The organism is Ruegeria sp. D4 (assembly GCF_056534475.1).
Map to the genome: position 1 here is coordinate 51,896 of NZ_JBQFPJ010000007.1, position 17,385 is coordinate 69,280.

Genomic DNA, 17,385 nt, shown 5'->3' on the forward strand with positions numbered 1-17,385 from the left:
ACAGCGGCCCGAATGAGCCGCTGTTTTTCTTTGTCTGATTGTGTCTGGATCAGTCCAGCGTGCGGGTAACTTCTTCGCGTTCGAAGATTTCGATGACGTCGCCCTGGCGGATGTCATCGTAGTTCTCGAATGCCATACCACATTCCTGACCCGACTGGACTTCGGCCACTTCGTCCTTGAAGCGCTTCAGCGTCTTCAGCGTGCCTTCGTGGATCACCACGTTGTCGCGCAGTAGACGGACGCCTGCGGAACGACGGGCAACACCTTCGGTGACCAGACAGCCAGCAACCTTGCCAACACCGGTGACCTTGAAGACTTCGCGAATCTCGGCGTAGCCGATGAACTTCTCGCGAATTTCGGCGCTCAGCAGACCCGATGCGGCCGCTTTCACGTCATCAACGAGGTCATAGATCACAGAATAATAGCGGATCTCAACACCCTTCTGGTTCGCCGTATTCCGGGCTGACGCGTTGGCACGTACGTTGAAACCAAAGACCGGCGCGCCGGAGGCTTCAGCCAAGCCGACATCCGTCTCGGTAATCGCACCAACGCCCGAGTGCAGTACACGCACGCGCACTTCGTCGTTTCCGATCTTCTCCATCGCCTGAACAATGGCTTCGGCAGAACCCTGCACGTCGGCTTTGACGAGGATCGGCAACTCGGCCACGTTCTCGTCTTCCTTGGCTTTCTGCATCAGCTGCTCAAGGGTGGTCGCTGCACCGGCGGCGGCGCGTTTGTCCTTGGCGGCTTGTTCGCGGTAGGCTGCGATCTCACGGGCCTGTGCTTCGGTCTCGGTCACGTTCAGAACGTCACCGGCCTCGGGCGTACCATTGAGGCCCAGGACTTCGACCGGAACCGAGGGGCCAGCTTCCTTGACGCGTTCGCCCTTGTCGTTGATCAGCGCACGGACCTTGCCGTACTGTTCACCCACAACGAAGATATCGCCCTGACGCAGCGTGCCGTTCTGAACCAGAACAGTGGCCACAGGACCACGGCCCACATCCAGCTGCGCCTCGATCACGGCGCCCTGGGCGGCGCGGTCGGGGTTGGCTTTCAGTTCCAGAATCTCGGCTTGCAGCGCGATGGCCTCCAGCAGTTCGTCCAGGCCCTGACCGGTGATGGCCGACACTTCGACGTCCTGAACTTCACCCGACATCTTCTCGACGATCACTTCGTGTTGCAGCAGGTCGGTGCGGACCTTGTCCGGGTTCGCGTCCGGTTTGTCGATCTTGTTGATCGCCACGATCATCGGCACTTCGGCCGCCTTGGCGTGGTTGATCGCCTCGATCGTCTGCGGCATCACCGCGTCATCGGCCGCAACCACCAGAACCACGATATCCGTGACCTGGGCACCGCGCGAGCGCATCGAGGTAAAGGCCGCGTGGCCCGGCGTATCCAGGAAGGTCAGCGTGGTGCCGCCATCAGTTTCGACCTGATAGGCGCCGATATGCTGGGTGATGCCACCGGCCTCGCCTGCGACGACCCGCGCATCGCGGATCGCGTCCAGCAGCGAGGTCTTACCGTGGTCAACGTGACCCATGATCGTAATGACCGGCGGGCGCGGTTGCAGATCTTTTTCGCTGTCTTCGACCTCTTTGATGACGTCCTCGACATCCGAATCGGAAACACGGGTGACCTTGTGGCCGAACTCTTCGATGATCAGCTCGGCTGTATCGGCGTCGATGGTCTGGTTCTGCGTCACCATCATGCCCATCTGCATAAGGGATTTTACTACATCGGCCACGCGCTCGGCCATACGGTTCGCCAGTTCCGAAACCATGATCGCTTCGGGCAACTGTACGTCGCGGATCACCTTTTCGCGCTCGACCGGGCCGCCCATGGCTTTCTGACGCGCACGCTCCTGCTTGCGCTTCATCGACGCCATCGAGCGCTGACGGTTACCTTCGCCACCGGTGGCCTGACCCAGTGTCAGCTTGCCGGACCTGCGGTTGTCGTCACGCCCTTTGCCGCGACCACGTTGTTCGCGTTCGCGATCCTGCTTGCGCGGAGTCGCCGCTGGCGCAGGCTTGCTGGCCGGGCTGCGGGCCGCCTTGGGTTCTTCGGGGGTCGGGGCCTCAGCGGCGCGTTTGGCGGCTTCTTCCGCCTCTTTGCGCTTGCGCTCTTCGTCTTCTGCCTTCTGGCGCGCACGTTCTTCGGCCTCACGCTGTTCGCGTTCCTTGGCCTCTTGCTCGGCACGGCGGCGGGCGCGTTCTTCTTCACGCGCCTTTTCTTCCGCCTCGCGGGCAGCAGCCTCGTCGGCTTCGCGCGCCTTGGCGGCCTGCAATGCCTTCATGCGGCGCGCCATTTCGGCATCCGAGATGCCGGCCGGACGACGTGAAGGATCACCCGACGGCGCAGCGCCGCCACCTGGCTTGCTGGCACCCGGCTTGGGGACCACCACGCGTTTGCGTTTGGTTTCCACCACGACATTCTTGGTGCGTCCGTGGCTGAAACTCTGTTTCACATTTCCGGGGCGTGCCCCGCCACGAAGACCCAATGTCTTTTTGCCGTCACTATCGCTCATAAAGCTTCTTACCCTTCCGAGCGGCCCTTGCCGCCGTCATCCGTTTCGCGCAAGCCACGCAGGCGCTGCGCTTCCTCTACAACACGTTTGGCGAGTCCGCCAGAGGCCAGAGCCGCATGAATCACGGTTTGGCGCCCAAATGCCTGTCCCAACTCGTCCGCCGTCAGCCAACCGATGTATTTTCCAAAATGCGGCGTGCTCAGTTTCGACTTGCCGCGCCCCGATCCATCGGTGGCCTGAATCAGTACCTGGGCCTCTTCCCGGTCCAGCCACGTCTTGACCTTTTCGTAGCCGGCGACCGCATCGCCGGACTTGCGGGCCAAGCTCAGCAGTTCAATCACCCGGCGCGAAATCTGCCGCTCGACCTCATCCGCCAGATCCTGCGGTATGGTCACCTGAGCCTTGAACCCGCGTGCAAACAGTTTCTTGCCCACGGCCCGGTCCAGTGCGGCGCGATCCGCCGCCACATAGACCCCACGTCCCGGCAGTTTCGCCGCGACATCCGGATAGACCTGACCGTCCGGCCCCGTCACAAAGCGTATCAACCCATATTTAGGCTGAACTTCGCCCGTGGCGATGCACTTGCGTTCAGGTCCTTCGGACCGGTCTTTATGGACGCCACCGCGACCCATTCACGCCACCCGAGGCCTGAAATCAGGCCTCGGCCTCCTCGTCTGCAATTTCACTGTCTTCTTCGGCCTGTTCCAGTTCGGCCGGGTCAACCCAACCCAGCATGATGCGGGCCGTCATGACCAGATCCTGTGCTTCTTCCAGCGTGACGCCGAAAGGCTCCAGAACACCGTCATCCTTGATGCGTTCGCCATCGACCGTGGTCCAGCCACCGGCCAGTTCCCAGTCCGCGCAGGTCGCGAAGTCTTCCAGTGTCTTCACATCGTCCTTGGCCAGCGCCTCAACCATCTGGGGTGTCAGGCCTTCGAATTCAATAAGGCTGTCCTCGGCGCCCAGGGCGCGGGCAGCATCCAGCGCAGCCTTGGCCTGTGCTTCCAGGAATTCCCGCGCGCGGGTTTGCAGTTCCTGCGCGGTGCCTTCGTCAACACCGTCAATGACCAGCAGCTCGTCGATCTCGACATAGGCAACCTCTTCGAGGTTGGTGAAACCCTCTGAGACCAGCAACTGGGCAAAGAACTCGTCCAGATCCAGGCTTTCCATGAACAGCTTGGTGCGGGCTTCGAATTCCTTCTGACGACGCGCCGACTCTTCGGCCTCGGTCATGATGTCGATGTCCAGACCAGTCAGCTGGCTTGCGAGACGCACGTTCTGACCACGGCGGCCAATGGCGAGCGACAGCTGTTCCTCGGGGACCACAACCTCGATTTTACCGGCTTCTTCGTCCAGAACCACCTTGGAAACCTCGGCGGGTTGCAGCGCGTTCACCAGGAAAGTCGGCTGGTCCTCGTTCCACGGGATGATGTCGATCTTTTCGCCCTGCAGCTCATTCACAACGGCCTGCACGCGGCTGCCGCGCATACCTACGCAGGCACCGACGGGATCAATTGAGCCGTCATAGGAAATCACCGCAATCTTCGCGCGCGAACCGGGGTCACGGGCCACGGCCTTGACCTCGATGATGCCGTCATAGATTTCCGGCACTTCCATCTTGAACAGCTCAGCCATGAATTCCGGCGCGGTACGCGACAGGAAGATCTGGTGCCCGCGAACCTCGCGGCGGACTTCCTTGATATAGGCGCGTACACGATCGTTCGGGCGATAGCTTTCGCGGCCGATCTTGTCGTTGCGGCGCAGAACGGCCTCGGCACCGCCCAGATCGACGATGACATTGCCGAACTCTTCGCGTTTCACGGCACCGTTGATGATTGTGCCCGCGCGATCCTTGAACTCCTCGTACTGACGATCCCGCTCGGCCTCGCGGACTTTTTGCAGAATCACCTGTTTCGCCGACTGCGCCGCGATACGGCCCATTTCAACCGGCGGCACTTCTTCAGCGAAGACGTCACCGACTTGCGGGTCTTCCATATACTGTTTGGCCTGCTCGACGGTGAACTCGGCCTGATAGTTTTCCAGCTCGTCATCTTCGACAACAGTGCGGACGCGAGTGAAGGTCGCCTTACCGGTCTTGCGGTCGATCGACACGCGGATGTCCATTTCCGCGCCGTAGCGGCTCTTGGCGGCACGGGCGAGCGATTCTTCCATCGCTTCGACAACCAGACCGGGGTCGATCATTTTTTCGCGGGCCACGGCCTCGGCGGTCTGCAGCAGCTCCAGCTGGTTGGCTGAGGTGATTGCCATCAGTTCGTCTCCTCTTCGGACCCTTCGGTCTCAATCTCGTCGAAAGCGTTTTCGTTCAGGGCACCGGCATCCTTGCGCTGGCGCAGCATTTCCTTGATCAGGTCGTCGGTCAGGACCAGCTTGGCGTCGCTCAGCCAGTCGAACTGCAGACCGATGGTGATCGTTTCTGACCCCTCGGGAATGTTGATCAGAACCTCTTCCCCTTCGATCCCGGCCAACTCACCCTTGAAGCGGCGGCGGCCGTCGATCAGCTCGGCGGTTTCGATCTTGGCCTCATACCCCTCGAACGTCTCAAAATCCTTGAGACGGGTCAGAGGGCGGTCGATACCGGGGCTGGACACTTCCAATGTATAGGCGTCAAGGATCGGATCCTCGACATCCAGCGTGGCGCTGACCGCGTTTGAAATCTCGGCGCAATCATCCACTTCGATACCGCCATCGGGCTTGTCGGCCATGATTTGCAGCGTGGTCTGTTTGCCGCTCATCAGGCGGACACGGACCAGCTCATACCCCAGATCCTCGATCACGGGGGTAATGATCTCGGCCAGTCGCCGATCGATGGCAGCTTTGGCTATCAGGTCGTTTGTCATCAGGTTCTCTACCCATGAATCGGGCACAAAAAAACGGGCGCGCGGCCCGTCGATCTTTTCCGGTGGAGCCCCGGACCCTAGCCCGACACGCCGCTGTTGAAACTGCATATACGCAGGGTTTCCCGAAACTGCAACCCCCGGCAGGTCACACTGAACGGAATTACGCCACCCACCACCTTTCGGCGATGCGCCCGTCGTCCAGCGCGCGGCCCATTCCGATCTGGCGGGGCATCCCTACATGAGCGGCCAACGCCAGTGCCATCTTCGATTCGGCGGGATAAAACCGCAGACCTCTCTGGCCCTTCAGCCCCTCCGAGGCAGGCAAGGCAGCGATGTCGACATACCCATCCCGCAATGCTTCAGCGCGGACATTTGGATCCGGAATGACGATGATTTCCACGGAGTCCGCCCAACCGGCCCGTCCGTCCTTGTAGTGACCGTTCACCTTGCGCCCGAGGAAATGGCGGCCATCCTCGGCACGCTCGACACGGTAACACCCCGTCCCGTTCGCGGCGTGCAGTGGCGTGACCCCCTGCCCCTTGCGTGTAATGACAAACCGACTGTCGGCCAGAAGAAACGGCAGGCCCGGATTGGCCGCGGCCAATTCCAATCGTATCGAAGTCAGGGAAAGCGCTTTGGCCTGTCCGACTTCTTCCAGAACGGCCAGAACATCACCCATTTCCAAAACCGCGCCATCGTGAAACAGAACGTCCCGGCGCAGCTCGAAATTCCAAACGCGCGCCTCGGCATCGGTTTGCCAACTGGTTGCCAGTTCTGCACGCAAGGTGCCATCCGGCGCAATCTCGGTCAGCGTGTCGAACACCGCGCCGCGCGCCACTTGCTCGAGGCTGTCATCACGGGGCACGGCCAACCGCAAGGCCCCGCCCGATTTCGGCGTATCCGCCAGCGAAGCTCCGGTCGCCGCCAGCAGAGCGGCAGCGGCACCCGACGCAAACAGGGCTCGGCGGTCGATCCGTGTCATGCTACAGCCTCCTCGGCCACACGGTCCATGATACGGACCAGTTCGGCGCTAATTCCGGGCTCAGAGAGGGCGTGGCCTGCCTGCCGCACCATTTTCAGCTCGGCGTTGGACCAACGGTCGGCCAGATTCCAGGCTGCCTGCGGCGGGCAGATCATGTCATAGCGACCTTGAACGATATGGCCGGGAATATGTGCGATCCGATCCATCCGATCCAGAATCTGGCCGTCTTTCTCAAGAAATCCACCATTCATGAAATAGTGGTTTTCAAGCCGAGCAAAGGCGCGCGCATACTCTCCGGGGCTTTCCCCGGTCGATCCGTTGGAATGGATCGAAGCCAGCGCATTCTCCCAACTGGACCAGGCGCGGGCATACAGGATTTCGGTCGCGCGATCGCCTGAAAACAGGCGTTTGTGATAGGCGGTGATTGTATCGTGCAGTTCAGATTCGGGCAGCAGGGACGTGAATTTCGCCCACTGCTCGGGCCAGAATTTTCCGGCCCCACCGCCATAGAACCAGTCCAGTTCGGCCTTTGTCATCAGGAACACGCCACGCAGCACCAGACGGGCAACGTGATCCGGATGGGCCTGCGCGTAGATCAGCGCCAAGGTGGCCCCCCAGCTGCCGCCAAAAACGATCCACTCATGTATGTCCAGCAAAACCCGCAAGCGTTCGATATCGTCAACCAGATGCCATGTCGTGTTGTCCTCGACCGCAGCGTGGGGCCGGGACCGGCCACAGCCGCGCTGGTCGAAAAGAATCACCCGGTAAACATCAGGATCAAAATAGCGGCGCATCGCCGGACTGCAGCCGCCACCCGGGCCGCCATGCAAAACCACGACCGGTATCCCGTCGGGATTGCCGCATTGTTCCATATAGATGCGATGCCCGTCGCCCACATCCACCATCCGCTGATCGAACGGGTCGGTCGGCGGGTAGAGATATTGAACTGCGCGCTTTTGGTCCGGGTACTTGTCCATTATTGGCCTATATAGTCCTTACGGGTAAAAGAGCATACGGAGACAGGAATGCAAGCGCATCCGAACACGGTCGACCCTTCCGAGATCGCAAAATTCGAAGCGATGGCCGCGGAATGGTGGGATCCGCATGGTAAATTCAAGCCATTGCACATGCTGAATCCGTGCCGTCTGGACTATATCACACAACAGATTGCGGGCGAGTTCGATCGCGACCTGAAGGACCCTGAACCCTTTGAAGGCCTGCGTCTTCTGGATATCGGCTGCGGTGGCGGATTGCTGAGCGAGCCGATGTCCCGACTGGGGGCCGAAGTCGTCGGCGCCGACGCCGCCGCAGGCAACCTGCCCGTCGCACGTATTCATGCGGAACAATCCGGGCTGCAAATCGACTATCGCCACACAACGGCCGAATCGCTGGCCGAGTCAGGCGAACAGTTCGACGTTGTCCTGAACATGGAAGTTGTCGAACACGTTGCTGATCCGCTCAGCTACCTGACGGCGACCCAGCACCTGCTGAAACGCGGCGGACTGCAGATCTGTTCGACCATCAACCGCAATCCGAAATCCTACGCCATGGCGATTTTCGGAGCCGAAGTGGTCATGCGCTGGCTGCCGCGCGGCACTCATGAGTGGAACAAGTTCATCACACCAGACGAATTGTTCGACCTGCTGCGCCAGGCAGGGCTGGACCCGGTCGACCGCAAGGGGTTCGTGTTCAACCCAATCCTGTGGAATTGGTCAATTTCCGACCGCGACCTCAGCGTGAATTACGTGACCGCAAGCGTGAAGCCGGGCTGAGCTGTTCGAGATGGGGGCAAGCGCCCATCTGACGCTGGATGCCGAATTGCCCCTATTCACCCTCAAGCTGCAACCGCAAATCCCGCAACACGGGCAGGGTGCTGCGGACCCGCTCCAGACCCAACTCTCCGACCACTCGGTTGATCAGCGGTGCAATCGACGAAATCGCCTGATCGCGCGCACGGCGGCCGGCGGGGCTGATCGCCACCATCTTACGACGGGCATCGTCCCAGTCGGGTCGAATGTGGATGTATCCGGCCCATTCCAGCTTGGCCAAAGTGTTGGTCATCGCACCTCGGGTCACATGGAATGTGTTGGCCAGTTGCGCCGGGCTGCGCTCGTCTCCGACAAAGACCAGATGGTTCAGCACCGAGAAATGCGAGATCTCCATGCCCTTGGGCAGCACCCGGCTGAGCCGGTTGCGCAAAAGCTGATCGGCGGTCAGGATCTCGCTGAAAAGCGTGACCGCGAGGGCATTTTTCTCGTCCGTCATATTCCGGTTCTGGATCAGGGCCCGTCGAAAGGCCGCACGTGAGTCAATGAGGGCACACGGCTGCGCGCCTGTGTCACAGAACTATCATCCAAATCGAAAATGTGAATGCCCGGATCGTTACCTGCGTCGATCAGCACCTCTCCCCAAGGGGCCACAACCAGGCTGTGGCCATAGGTATGACGGGTCCTGCCGCGGGTTTTCGGATGCTCACCCGTTTGCGCCGGGGCCAGAACCCAACAGCCGGTCTCAATCGCGCGCGCGCGCAACAACGGTTCCCAATGGGCCGCGCCGGTAACCGGTGAAAAAGCCGCCGGAACAGTCAGAATCCGCGCGCCGGACTGCGCCAGCGCCGCGTAAAGTTGCGGGAAGCGAATGTCATAGCAGACAGTCATGCCAACCTTGCCGAAATCGGTCTCGGCAATCACTGCCTTGTCGCCTGGCCGATAGTTCCTGGATTCGCGGAAGGTCTCAGACTCGGTGACCTGCACGTCGAACATGTGAATCTTGTCATAGCGGGCCACGATCTGACCCTTCGGGTCGATCAGGAAGGACCGGTTGGCGAATCGCCCATCTGCGTCATGGGTCCTGACCGCCAGCGAGCCGATCAGCAGCCAGACACCAAGCGTGGCGGCCTGTTCTCGCAGGCCGGCCAGCGTGATGTCATCTTCTTCGTGCTGCAAAACTTCGCGCTGCCGTGTGGTGCTTGTCGAGACGCAATTCGTGACCTCGGGCGTCAGGACAAACTGCGCGCCCTGCGCTGCCGCATCGGCCATCATGGCGCGCACCATAATGAGGTTTTCTGCCGGGTCATCCGACGAAGTGATTTGCAACAGCGCCGTTTTCATCAGGCCGCCAGCAGACGGTCCAGCTTGCCCTGCCGATCCAGCTCGTACAGGTCATCGCAACCGCCGACATGGATGTCACCTACAAAGATCTGAGGCACCGTGCGTTTACCCGAGGCCCGTTTGATCATCTCTGGTTTTCGCTTGGGGTCCATCAGGACATCGATTTCCTTGAAATCGATACCCTTCTGCTTGAGCAGGCGTTTGGCAGCGTGGCAAAAGCCGCATAGCGGCGAGGTGTAGATTTCTACCGGCTTCATGTTCCGTTCCCTAGATTTCGCGCAATCTTGAGCGAATTAGGCATCCTTGGCAACGCGCGCCAGTACCAACACGAAAATATGATTTGCCCCCGCGATCTGGCATGCCCGGGTACAGGCTGCCAAAGTCGCGCCGGATGTCATCACGTCATCCACCAGAAGGATATCGCGGCCTGTCAGCAGGTTTCGCCGCTTGGGGTGAACTGCGATCGCATCTGACAGGATGTCCGCCCGTTCCGCTGCGGTTTTGCCATCCAGAACCGGGGTTTTTGTTCGACGCACCAGCAGGTCCGGACACATGTCCAGGCCGGTTTCACGGGCCAGACTTTGCGCCAGCAGGGCAGACTGATTGTATCGCCGTTTCAGCAGGCGCGACCAGTGCAACGGGACAGGTGCGATCAGCATCTCGTCGCGAAACAGATCTTGGCCTGCCCGCGCCATCCAAAGGGCCGCTGTTCGGGCCAGTTCGGGCCTGTCACCGTGCTTGAAGCTCAGGATCAGCGATCGTGCCTGACCCTGATACAACAGCGCTGCGCGCCCGTCCCTCCATGGTCGGGGGCTCGCCAGACAATCGTCGCACTCGATTCTGTGACCATCCGCCTCGCCCTCTATCGGCATTCCGCAGGTTTCGCAGACGGTCCCGCCGATGAATGGCGTGTCACGCCAACAGGAGCCGCACAAACCAAAGTCGGATTCCGTCAATACGCCGCATCCCAGGCAACGCGGCGGGTAGATCAGTGCAACAACGGTTTGAATCCGCTGCCACATGCGATACTTGCGACCCATGAAACTGCCTGCCGACACTGCACCCTCGCCGTTTGATCGCTCGATACTGACCATGCGCCGCGCCCGTGCCCGGGACGATGCGTTGTTCCTGCATCACGCTGCCATGGATGAGGTGCAAGATCGGCTTTTGATGGTTAACAGAACCTTTACGGCACCGGCGATTATCACTCCGTTCCCGCATCTCTGGCGCGATTTTCTGCCCGCTGCCACCATCATCGCGGATAATGAGGTTCTGGAGCTGGAGCGCGGATCGCATGATCTGGTTATTCACACGATGGCGCTGCACTGGACCAATGACCCGGTCGGGCAATTGATCCAATGCCGTCACGCCCTGCGCCCGGACGGGCTGCTGCTGGGCGTCTGTCCCGGTGGTGAAACCCTGCACGAACTGCGTGCAGCCCTCGGACAGGCCGAGATCGAAGTAACCGGGGGGCTCAGCCCCCGTATCGCCCCGATGGCAGAACTGCGGGATCTGGGTGGGCTATTGCAGCGGGCCGGATTTGCATTGCCCGTGGCCGACAAGGCAACCGTGACAGCGGAATACCGTGACCTGATGCACCTGATGCACGATCTTCGCGCAATGGGTGAGACCAATATTCTGACCGCCCGTCTGAAATACCCGACTCAACGCCTTGTCTTTGACAAAGCCCAGACCATCTACAACCGCCACTTTGCGTCGCCTCAGGGCCGTCTGCTGGCGACGTTCGAATTGATCTGCCTGACAGGCTGGTCCCCGCACGACAGCCAACCGCAACCGTTGCGCCCCGGGTCCGCCCGCATGCGACTAGCTGAAGCTTTAGGGACAAAAGAAGGCAAACTGTCCGATTGACCGCCGGGCATTTCCGTTTATCTCAGGCCGGACCACAAAAACTCAGGAAGCTCAAATGACTGACGCAACCCGCCCCGCCCATGCACCCGCCGACCACCCAAAGGTCAAAACGGGTCGCGTCGGACTCTTGCTGGCAAATCTGGGCACGCCGGATGACTACAGCTATTGGCCGATGCGGCGTTATTTGAACGAGTTTCTGTCGGATCAACGCGTGATCGACTATCCAAAATGGAAGTGGCAACCGATCCTGCAGGGGATCATCCTGACCAAGCGCCCGTTCAGTTCAGGTGAGGCCTACAAATCGATCTGGAATCACGACAAGGGCGAAAGCCCGCTGATGACTATCACCAAGGACCAGACAGCCAAGCTGCGCAACGCGATGCAAGATCGTTACGGCGATCAGGTGATGGTCGATTTCTGCATGCGCTATGGCAACCCTTCGACCAAGTCCAAAGTACACGAGATGGTGGCGGCGGGCTGTGACCGCATCCTGTTCTTCCCGCTCTACCCGCAATACGCGGGAGCCACGACAGCGACAGCAAATGATCAGTTCTTCCGGGCGCTGATGGAGGAGGTCTGGCAACCGGCCACCCGGACCGTACCCGCGTATTTTGACGAACCTGCCTACATCGACGCATTGGCGGGGTCGGTTGAGCGCGCTTATGCAGAGATGGAGACGAGGCCCGACATTCTCGTCTGTTCCTATCACGGGATGCCGGAACGCTATTTGCAGCAAGGCGACCCCTATCACTGCCAATGCGCAAAAACGACCAGATTGCTGAAAGAGCGGCTGGGCTGGACAGACGATCAGCTGGTTTCGACGTTCCAGTCCCGGTTCGGACCCGAGGAATGGCTGAAGCCCTACACCGTCGATCACGTCGCCGATCTGGCGCGGCAGGGCAAAAAGAACATCGCGGTAATCGCCCCGGCCTTTTCAGCCGACTGCATCGAAACGCTGGAAGAAATCAACGAAGAAATTCGGGAAAGCTTTGAGGAGGCCGGCGGCAAGGGCTTTACTTATATCCCATGCCTCAACGCCGATGATTCGCATATCGCCGCACTAGGCGCGGTGATCGAAGACAATCTCAGGGGCTGGCTGGACTGAACGACCCACAGACCGGACACAAAAAAAGGCGATGGATAAATCCACCGCCTTTTCTTTGATCAGCTTGTCGAATTAGCTTGCTGCAACAGCTGCGGCAACAACAACCAGCAGGATCAGCGGCAGGATGATACCCTGCGACGAACCTTGGGTTTCTTCGACAACGACAGGTGCCTCTACAACCGGCTCTTCCAGGTTGCCAGCATAGGCAGTCGAAGCAGCAGCGGTCAGAGCAGCGGCGAGAACGAGTTTTTTCATATTAACCTCCAGAATTTGCGTGATTCCGATTAGTGGAGCCACACATCTAAGACTTACCTCGTGTTTTTTTCTAATCAGCAATGCGCAGGGATTGCAATTGCAACTTGATCGCTAAGCGGGTTCGTGCATGAAAATGTCGTCAAATTAGCAACACTTGCGTGCCAACCTTCGCCATAGAAAACAGCTCGGCAATGTCCTCGTTGAACAGGCCGATACACCCGTTTGAAGACCGGCGCCCGATTTTGCGCGTGTCATGGGTGCCGTGAATGCGATAGTATTTCCAGCTCAGGTACAAAGCATGTGTTCCCAAAGGGTTATCCGGACCAGGCGGGATATAGTCGGGCCATTCCGGATTTCGCCTCTTCATCGACGGCGTCGGCGACCAGCTTGGGCCTTCGACCTTCCGGATCACGCTCGTCCGTCCGCGGCGGGTCAGTTCTTCGGTCAATGGAACCGAAGATGGGTAGAGTTTGTATACAGATTGATCATCTGACCAATAATGCAGCGCCCGCGAGACGGTATCGACCAAAATGGCACCGTTTCTGGTATTGGAAAAATAGGGCTGCCAGTCCAACGCCCGGAAGCCCGAAACATTGCGGCGAACCGCCGGTTCTGCTTCCGGAGCAGGACGCAATGGGTCTCCGGGAATGTACTGGGCGATTGCCGGCGTGGCCAGCACGGACGTCGCACCTGCCAGAAATCCGCGGCGCGTCGAGGGCTGAATACTTTTTTTGACCATGACAAAGGGTCCTTTGCTTAGGTGACTTGGAAATTTCGGATCATTTTATTGCCAGAATGCTTCAGTCGCAAATCAAACCGGCAGAATCACGCGTGTTGTGGCCATTGTACGTTTGCCCAGCGCGTTCAGTCACGCTATGCCCGTTGATAACACAATTATCAGGTCGACCATGACGCGTATCCTTTCTCTGCTAGTTATTTGCCTTGTCGCGCTGGCGGCATGCACGGACACCTCAACCACGGCCTTGGGGGCCGACGGGCGGCCGTTGCCGACAGTCTACAAGATTCGCGGCAGCACCGATAAACTACAATTCCGCATGTTGGATTCGGTGAATGCACTCCGTCAGGCCTCGGGCCTGCAACCGGTTCAACTGAATGCCCAACTGAATGCAGCCGCAGCCACCCATTCCAAAGACATGGCCCGTCAGAACCGCCCCTGGCATTTCGGATCGGACGGGTCCTCGCCCATCGATCGCGCCGCGCGCGCAGGCTACTTCGGAACCTTCCTGGGCGAAGCGATATCGGAAACCTACGAGACCGAGACCGAAACCCTGGCCGCATGGATGCAGGAGCCCGGCCCGCGCGCCGTCATCATGGATCCGAAGGCAAGCCAGATGGGCTTTGCCTGGCATCAGGAAAAAGGCGGCAAAATCTGGTGGACACTGGAAATGGGCACAGGCGGCTGATCGCCTCGGGCCGCAACAAAGCCTCCGGATAGCGGGGGCTTTTTCAATAGAGCCAGGTTACGCAGCCTGCATCGACTGCGCTTCAGTCAGAATGGCATAAAGTTTGACGGGGTCAGGATTTGCCCGCAACTTTGCGCAGACAGATGTGTCACGCAAGGTCCGCGACACAAGCGCCAAAGCCTTGAGATGATCGACACCCGCTTCTTCCGGCGCAAACAACGAAAAGGCAATGTCGACTGGCTGACGGTCGACCGAACCGAAATCAATAGGCTTTTCCAGCATGACGAATACGCCCGAAACGGCCTGAAGCTGCGGCAATCTCGCATGTGGCAGCGCCACGCCATGGCCAACCCCGGTCGGGCCGAGGCTTTCACGCTCCAGCAGGCTGTCCACAACTTCCTGCGCGTCCAGCCCAAGGGTGGCGGCAGCGACATCGCTGATTTCCTGAAACAACCGCTTCTTGCTGGAAGCAGATGACAATACACGTACGGCTTCGGGCTTCAGTATGCTCGACAGCTCCATGATCACGCTCCATGACGTTGCCCCGGCCAAAACCGGGGCCCGTCTTTCAATCTTGCCTGTTACGGATCGATCCACCCGATATTGCCGTCATCCCGGCGATACACGACATTCAATCCGTCCTTGTTTTCATTACGGAACACCAGCACCGGGGCGCCTGCAAGTTCCATTTGCATAACAGCTTCGCCAACGCTGAGAGATGGTATCTTTGTTTCCATCTCAGCCACAATCATGGGCTGCAGCGATTCGGGTTCGTCAGCCGTCTCCGATTCATTAGAGGCGAGGATATATGAGGACGCGCCGAAGAGTTCAACCGGCTCGGATCGATCCTTATGGTGGTCTTTCAGGCGGCGCTTGTATCTGCGCAGTTGTGTCTCCATTTTGTCGCAGCAAGCCTCGAATGCCGCATATATCTCGATTGCGTGGGCCTTGGCCTGGGCGGTCAGGCCCGTCGACAGATGCACCGTGGTCTCGCATACATATTCATGCGCTGAACGGGAAAAGACGACGGCGGCGTCCGTCGGGCGCTGGGCATACTTACCCACAACCTCGCCCAGCTCGGTCTGCACGTGGGTCTGCAGCGCCGCGCCGATGTCGATCTGTTTTCCGCTGATTTGGTAACGCATGTGATCTCCTTCACAATTCACACCCATTCTGACGCCACGTTACGCGGCGAGCTTGTTTTTATCGGGTGGGGGGTAGCGACATGTTTTGTGGTTGTCTGCCATCGCGCCCTTCGGAGAAGGGATATCGTGATCCAGACTGGAACCGCAAAACTGCCATGAGCCAATTGAGCCAAGAGGCGGCGGAAGAGTCAATCAAAACAAAAGCGTATTTGTGTAATTTCCGACATGCAGCAAGTGCAGATCAGCGCAAGCCTATGAAATCCTGAAGTTTTCACCCAGATACACGCGGCGCACATTCTCGTTTTCAACAACTTCGTCCGGCGTGCCGGACATCAGCATCTTTCCGTCATGCAGGATGTAGGCCCTGTCCACAATTTCCAGCGTTTCGCGGACGTTGTGATCCGTGATCAAAACACCAATTCCGCGCTTTTTCAGGTCGGCAACCAAATGCCGGATATCCCCAACACTGATAGGGTCCACACCCGCAAACGGTTCATCCAAAAGCAAATACTTGGGATCGGCAGCCAGGCAGCGGGCGATTTCCACCCGGCGTCTTTCCCCCCCTGACAAAGCCAGGGCCGGGGCCCGCCGCAAATGCTCGATCGAGAAATCGGACAAAAGTTCTTCCAGACGTTCCTTGCGGCGATGGGCGTGGCTGACGGTTATGTCCAGCACAGCGGCGATATTGTCCTCGACGCTCATGCCGCGAAAAATCGACATCTCCTGAGGCAGATAACCGATCCCCATCCGAGCCCGCCGGTACATCGGCAAAGTCGTGACATTGTGCCCGTCCAGCGTGACCGTGCCCGCCTCGGGGAAAACCAACCCGGCGACAGAATAGAACGTCGTCGTCTTGCCCGACCCGTTGGGACCGAGCAAAGCCACAACTTCGGACCGGCCCAGTGTCATCGAAACATCCCGGATCACGGTCTTCTTGCGATAGGACTTTCGCAGTTTCTCGATTCTGAGACCCGAGGTGCCGTCGGCAACGGATAGGTTGGGTCGTGCCATCAGTTGTTGCCCTGTTGCAGGATCGTTTTCACCCGACCGGTCATGGTTGCGGTGCCGGTAGTCAGGTTGGCATTCATCTGATCGCCGCTGATGACGCTTGGCCCCTGTGTCAGAAGAACATTGCCCTTCATCAGGATCACACCGGAATCAATCGTATATTCGGCCCAATCCCCCTGCGCCGCGTCGGGAGGGCTTACCAGAACCACGTCTTCCGTGGCCTCTAGCCGCTCGATCGCCGAACGCTCGTTGTTGTAGATGACCAGAACCCGTTCTGCAGTCAGACGCATTTCGCCCTGAATCACGATGACATTTCCCAGAAACTCGGCCGATCCGTTTTCCTGATTGACGTTGAGTGTTTCCGACGTCACTTCGACAGGCAAACTGGGGTCCGCCTGGGTCGACCCAAACGCCACCTGCGTTTCCTGCGCGGTCGCGGAAACGGCACTCGTCACCAGAGCGATGCAAACAAGGGCAATTCGAAAATCAAACACACTTCATCTTTCTGCTTTTGCCGGCTCATACACCAGCTTTACGCCATCTGTAAAAACAATATGGACCGGTCCATCCTTTTTTTCAGTCCCAAATGTCATGCGCCCAGCCGAGAAATCACCGATCGGTCCGGTTCCGTTAACCTGACCCGGTGTGTCCCCGCGGATTTCATCCAACGAGGTGTTCAACAAATCCGTGGTGACCTGGATGCCGTCCGTAGTGGTTATGACAACATCGCCGACAAAAGTTGCCGTCTTTTTGTCAGGTCGGATCATGCCCGAATTTGAATCCAATGTTATGACACCGCCATTCAACAGCCCCAGACGCCCCCGAAACTCGGCCGCAGTCGGGACCGATCCTTCGGCCCCTTTGGCCGCCTGTATCGCCTTGATATGCACGTCTTCGCCCTTGCGGGTTATGCCCCGGTAGTCGGGCTGAGTAATAACCTGGTCGGCAAGGCGATCGTTGATTTCCGTTTGCGGGAATGGAACCGACACGTCTGTCTCGATGCTGCGGGACAGAAGGAACACCGTGGACAGCATCAGGATAGCCACCAGTGGCAACAGCACCTTCAAGAACTGTACCATGCGGGAATAGCGGTCCACAGTTTCCA

Annotated in this window: 21 protein-coding genes; 4 read left to right on the forward strand and 17 right to left on the reverse strand. The window is 59.1% G+C overall.

Annotated elements, in window-relative coordinates; translation table 11 throughout:
- Positions 1-49 precede the first annotated feature (49 nt).
- The 6 genes from infB to pip all read right to left on the reverse strand — a co-directional run bounded on the left by infB (position 50) and on the right by pip (position 7,341).
- Positions 50-2,524 (reverse strand): translation initiation factor IF-2, encoded by a 2,475-nt coding sequence (infB, locus tag ACR0MI_RS11825; protein ID WP_170619595.1) that lies wholly within the window; start codon positions 2,522-2,524, stop codon positions 50-52.
- A gap of 8 nt (positions 2,525-2,532) precedes the next feature.
- The gene (locus ACR0MI_RS11830; protein ID WP_170615495.1) at positions 2,533-3,156 is read right to left on the reverse strand and encodes an RNA-binding protein; all 624 of its coding nucleotides are present in this window, start codon (positions 3,154-3,156) and stop codon (positions 2,533-2,535) included.
- A gap of 22 nt (positions 3,157-3,178) precedes the next feature.
- The gene (gene nusA, locus ACR0MI_RS11835) at positions 3,179-4,792 is read right to left on the reverse strand and encodes a transcription termination factor NusA (RefSeq protein ID WP_170615497.1); all 1,614 of its coding nucleotides are present in this window, start codon (positions 4,790-4,792) and stop codon (positions 3,179-3,181) included.
- A complete protein-coding gene (gene rimP, locus ACR0MI_RS11840) occupies positions 4,792-5,382 on the reverse strand; it encodes a ribosome maturation factor RimP (RefSeq protein ID WP_170619594.1) in 591 nt (196 codons plus the stop codon). The genes nusA and rimP overlap by 1 nt, the downstream gene beginning before the upstream one ends.
- A gap of 160 nt (positions 5,383-5,542) precedes the next feature.
- Positions 5,543-6,364 carry an ABC transporter substrate-binding protein gene (locus ACR0MI_RS11845; protein WP_170615501.1) on the reverse strand — a complete coding sequence of 274 codons (822 nt, stop codon included), beginning with the start codon at positions 6,362-6,364 and terminating at the stop codon, positions 5,543-5,545.
- Entirely contained in the window at positions 6,361-7,341 is a 981-nt protein-coding gene (pip, locus tag ACR0MI_RS11850; protein ID WP_170619593.1) for a prolyl aminopeptidase, read from the reverse strand. The genes ACR0MI_RS11845 and pip overlap by 4 nt, the downstream gene beginning before the upstream one ends.
- A 48-nt stretch (positions 7,342-7,389) precedes the next feature.
- Between pip and ubiG the strand changes: the two genes are divergently transcribed.
- Positions 7,390-8,136, forward strand: a complete 747-nt coding sequence (gene ubiG / locus ACR0MI_RS11855) for a bifunctional 2-polyprenyl-6-hydroxyphenol methylase/3-demethylubiquinol 3-O-methyltransferase UbiG (RefSeq protein ID WP_170615505.1) — start codon at positions 7,390-7,392, stop codon at positions 8,134-8,136.
- A gap of 52 nt (positions 8,137-8,188) precedes the next feature.
- On the opposite strand, the gene ACR0MI_RS11860 is transcribed toward ubiG, so the two are convergent.
- Genes ACR0MI_RS11860 through ACR0MI_RS11875 form a run of 4 tightly spaced genes read right to left on the reverse strand, consistent with a single transcriptional unit; the run spans position 8,189 to position 10,514 of the window.
- The gene (locus ACR0MI_RS11860; RefSeq protein WP_010442526.1) at positions 8,189-8,629 is read right to left on the reverse strand and encodes a MarR family winged helix-turn-helix transcriptional regulator; all 441 of its coding nucleotides are present in this window, start codon (positions 8,627-8,629) and stop codon (positions 8,189-8,191) included.
- A gap of 14 nt (positions 8,630-8,643) precedes the next feature.
- A complete protein-coding gene (locus ACR0MI_RS11865; protein WP_170615507.1) occupies positions 8,644-9,474 on the reverse strand; it encodes a carbon-nitrogen hydrolase family protein in 831 nt (276 codons plus the stop codon).
- Entirely contained in the window at positions 9,474-9,731 is a 258-nt protein-coding gene (grxC, locus tag ACR0MI_RS11870) for a glutaredoxin 3 (protein ID WP_170615509.1), read from the reverse strand. Before grxC ends, ACR0MI_RS11865 begins: the two co-directional genes overlap by 1 nt.
- A gap of 36 nt (positions 9,732-9,767) precedes the next feature.
- Positions 9,768-10,514: a double zinc ribbon domain-containing protein gene (locus ACR0MI_RS11875; protein WP_480441703.1), complete on the reverse strand. Its 747-nt coding sequence runs from the start codon at positions 10,512-10,514 to the stop codon at positions 9,768-9,770.
- Between ACR0MI_RS11875 and ACR0MI_RS11880 the strand changes: the two genes are divergently transcribed.
- Both ACR0MI_RS11880 and hemH read left to right on the forward strand, forming a co-directional pair.
- Positions 10,513-11,343, forward strand: a complete 831-nt coding sequence (locus tag ACR0MI_RS11880) for a methyltransferase domain-containing protein (protein ID WP_170615511.1) — start codon at positions 10,513-10,515, stop codon at positions 11,341-11,343. The genes ACR0MI_RS11875 and ACR0MI_RS11880 overlap by 2 nt on opposite strands.
- Positions 11,344-11,398: 55 nt before the next feature.
- The gene (hemH, locus tag ACR0MI_RS11885; protein ID WP_170817144.1) at positions 11,399-12,448 is read left to right on the forward strand and encodes a ferrochelatase; all 1,050 of its coding nucleotides are present in this window, start codon (positions 11,399-11,401) and stop codon (positions 12,446-12,448) included.
- A gap of 72 nt (positions 12,449-12,520) precedes the next feature.
- On the opposite strand, the gene ACR0MI_RS11890 is transcribed toward hemH, so the two are convergent.
- Together ACR0MI_RS11890 and ACR0MI_RS11895 are read right to left on the reverse strand one after the other, a co-directional pair.
- Positions 12,521-12,703, reverse strand: coding sequence for a hypothetical protein (locus ACR0MI_RS11890; protein WP_010442520.1), 183 nt, complete (start codon positions 12,701-12,703; stop codon positions 12,521-12,523).
- Positions 12,704-12,842: 139 nt separating this feature from the next.
- A complete protein-coding gene (locus tag ACR0MI_RS11895; protein ID WP_170615515.1) occupies positions 12,843-13,442 on the reverse strand; it encodes a L,D-transpeptidase in 600 nt (199 codons plus the stop codon).
- Positions 13,443-13,611: 169 nt separating this feature from the next.
- On the opposite strand from ACR0MI_RS11895, the gene dalA reads away from it, so the two are divergent.
- The gene (gene dalA / locus ACR0MI_RS11900; RefSeq protein ID WP_170615517.1) at positions 13,612-14,127 is read left to right on the forward strand and encodes a divisome-associated lipoprotein DalA; all 516 of its coding nucleotides are present in this window, start codon (positions 13,612-13,614) and stop codon (positions 14,125-14,127) included.
- Positions 14,128-14,184: 57 nt separating this feature from the next.
- Here the strand turns inward: dalA and ACR0MI_RS11905 are convergent, their stop codons facing one another.
- The 5 genes from ACR0MI_RS11905 to lptC form a co-directional block, all read right to left on the reverse strand.
- The gene (locus tag ACR0MI_RS11905) at positions 14,185-14,649 is read right to left on the reverse strand and encodes a PTS sugar transporter subunit IIA (RefSeq protein WP_170615519.1); all 465 of its coding nucleotides are present in this window, start codon (positions 14,647-14,649) and stop codon (positions 14,185-14,187) included.
- 59 nt (positions 14,650-14,708) lie between these two features.
- The gene (gene hpf / locus ACR0MI_RS11910) at positions 14,709-15,272 is read right to left on the reverse strand and encodes a ribosome hibernation-promoting factor, HPF/YfiA family (RefSeq protein WP_170615521.1); all 564 of its coding nucleotides are present in this window, start codon (positions 15,270-15,272) and stop codon (positions 14,709-14,711) included.
- Positions 15,273-15,524: 252 nt separating this feature from the next.
- Positions 15,525-16,283 (reverse strand): LPS export ABC transporter ATP-binding protein, encoded by a 759-nt coding sequence (gene lptB / locus ACR0MI_RS11915; RefSeq protein ID WP_170615523.1) that lies wholly within the window; start codon positions 16,281-16,283, stop codon positions 15,525-15,527.
- Complete coding sequence (locus tag ACR0MI_RS11920) at positions 16,283-16,774, reverse strand: LptA/OstA family protein (RefSeq protein ID WP_170615525.1); 492 nt, start codon at positions 16,772-16,774, stop codon at positions 16,283-16,285. The genes lptB and ACR0MI_RS11920 overlap by 1 nt, the downstream gene beginning before the upstream one ends.
- A gap of 3 nt (positions 16,775-16,777) precedes the next feature.
- Positions 16,778-17,377 (reverse strand): LPS export ABC transporter periplasmic protein LptC, encoded by a 600-nt coding sequence (gene lptC, locus ACR0MI_RS11925; protein ID WP_170619590.1) that lies wholly within the window; start codon positions 17,375-17,377, stop codon positions 16,778-16,780.
- Between the last annotated feature and the right edge of the window lie 8 nt (positions 17,378-17,385).

What these genes read in the sequence shown, in the direction of transcription:
- pip (WP_170619593.1), bottom strand. Translation starts at nt 7,341, where the DNA reads ATGGACAAGTACCCGGACCAAAAGCGCGCAGTTCAATATCTCTACCCG.
- hemH (WP_170817144.1), top strand. Translation starts at nt 11,399, where the DNA reads ATGACTGACGCAACCCGCCCCGCCCATGCACCCGCCGACCACCCAAAG.
- ACR0MI_RS11875 (WP_480441703.1), bottom strand. Translation starts at nt 10,514, where the DNA reads ATGGGTCGCAAGTATCGCATGTGGCAGCGGATTCAAACCGTTGTTGCA.
- infB (WP_170619595.1), bottom strand. Translation starts at nt 2,524, where the DNA reads ATGAGCGATAGTGACGGCAAAAAGACATTGGGTCTTCGTGGCGGGGCA.
- ACR0MI_RS11860 (WP_010442526.1), bottom strand. Translation starts at nt 8,629, where the DNA reads ATGACGGACGAGAAAAATGCCCTCGCGGTCACGCTTTTCAGCGAGATC.
- rimP (WP_170619594.1), bottom strand. Translation starts at nt 5,382, where the DNA reads ATGACAAACGACCTGATAGCCAAAGCTGCCATCGATCGGCGACTGGCC.
- dalA (WP_170615517.1), top strand. Translation starts at nt 13,612, where the DNA reads ATGACGCGTATCCTTTCTCTGCTAGTTATTTGCCTTGTCGCGCTGGCG.
- ACR0MI_RS11865 (WP_170615507.1), bottom strand. Translation starts at nt 9,474, where the DNA reads ATGAAAACGGCGCTGTTGCAAATCACTTCGTCGGATGACCCGGCAGAA.
- ACR0MI_RS11845 (WP_170615501.1), bottom strand. Translation starts at nt 6,364, where the DNA reads ATGACACGGATCGACCGCCGAGCCCTGTTTGCGTCGGGTGCCGCTGCC.
- lptB (WP_170615523.1), bottom strand. Translation starts at nt 16,283, where the DNA reads ATGGCACGACCCAACCTATCCGTTGCCGACGGCACCTCGGGTCTCAGA.
- ACR0MI_RS11830 (WP_170615495.1), bottom strand. Translation starts at nt 3,156, where the DNA reads ATGGGTCGCGGTGGCGTCCATAAAGACCGGTCCGAAGGACCTGAACGC.
- ACR0MI_RS11905 (WP_170615519.1), bottom strand. Translation starts at nt 14,649, where the DNA reads ATGGAGCTGTCGAGCATACTGAAGCCCGAAGCCGTACGTGTATTGTCA.
- ubiG (WP_170615505.1), top strand. Translation starts at nt 7,390, where the DNA reads ATGCAAGCGCATCCGAACACGGTCGACCCTTCCGAGATCGCAAAATTC.
- hpf (WP_170615521.1), bottom strand. Translation starts at nt 15,272, where the DNA reads ATGCGTTACCAAATCAGCGGAAAACAGATCGACATCGGCGCGGCGCTG.
- nusA (WP_170615497.1), bottom strand. Translation starts at nt 4,792, where the DNA reads ATGGCAATCACCTCAGCCAACCAGCTGGAGCTGCTGCAGACCGCCGAG.
- ACR0MI_RS11890 (WP_010442520.1), bottom strand. Translation starts at nt 12,703, where the DNA reads ATGAAAAAACTCGTTCTCGCCGCTGCTCTGACCGCTGCTGCTTCGACT.
- grxC (WP_170615509.1), bottom strand. Translation starts at nt 9,731, where the DNA reads ATGAAGCCGGTAGAAATCTACACCTCGCCGCTATGCGGCTTTTGCCAC.
- ACR0MI_RS11880 (WP_170615511.1), top strand. Translation starts at nt 10,513, where the DNA reads ATGAAACTGCCTGCCGACACTGCACCCTCGCCGTTTGATCGCTCGATA.
- ACR0MI_RS11895 (WP_170615515.1), bottom strand. Translation starts at nt 13,442, where the DNA reads ATGGTCAAAAAAAGTATTCAGCCCTCGACGCGCCGCGGATTTCTGGCA.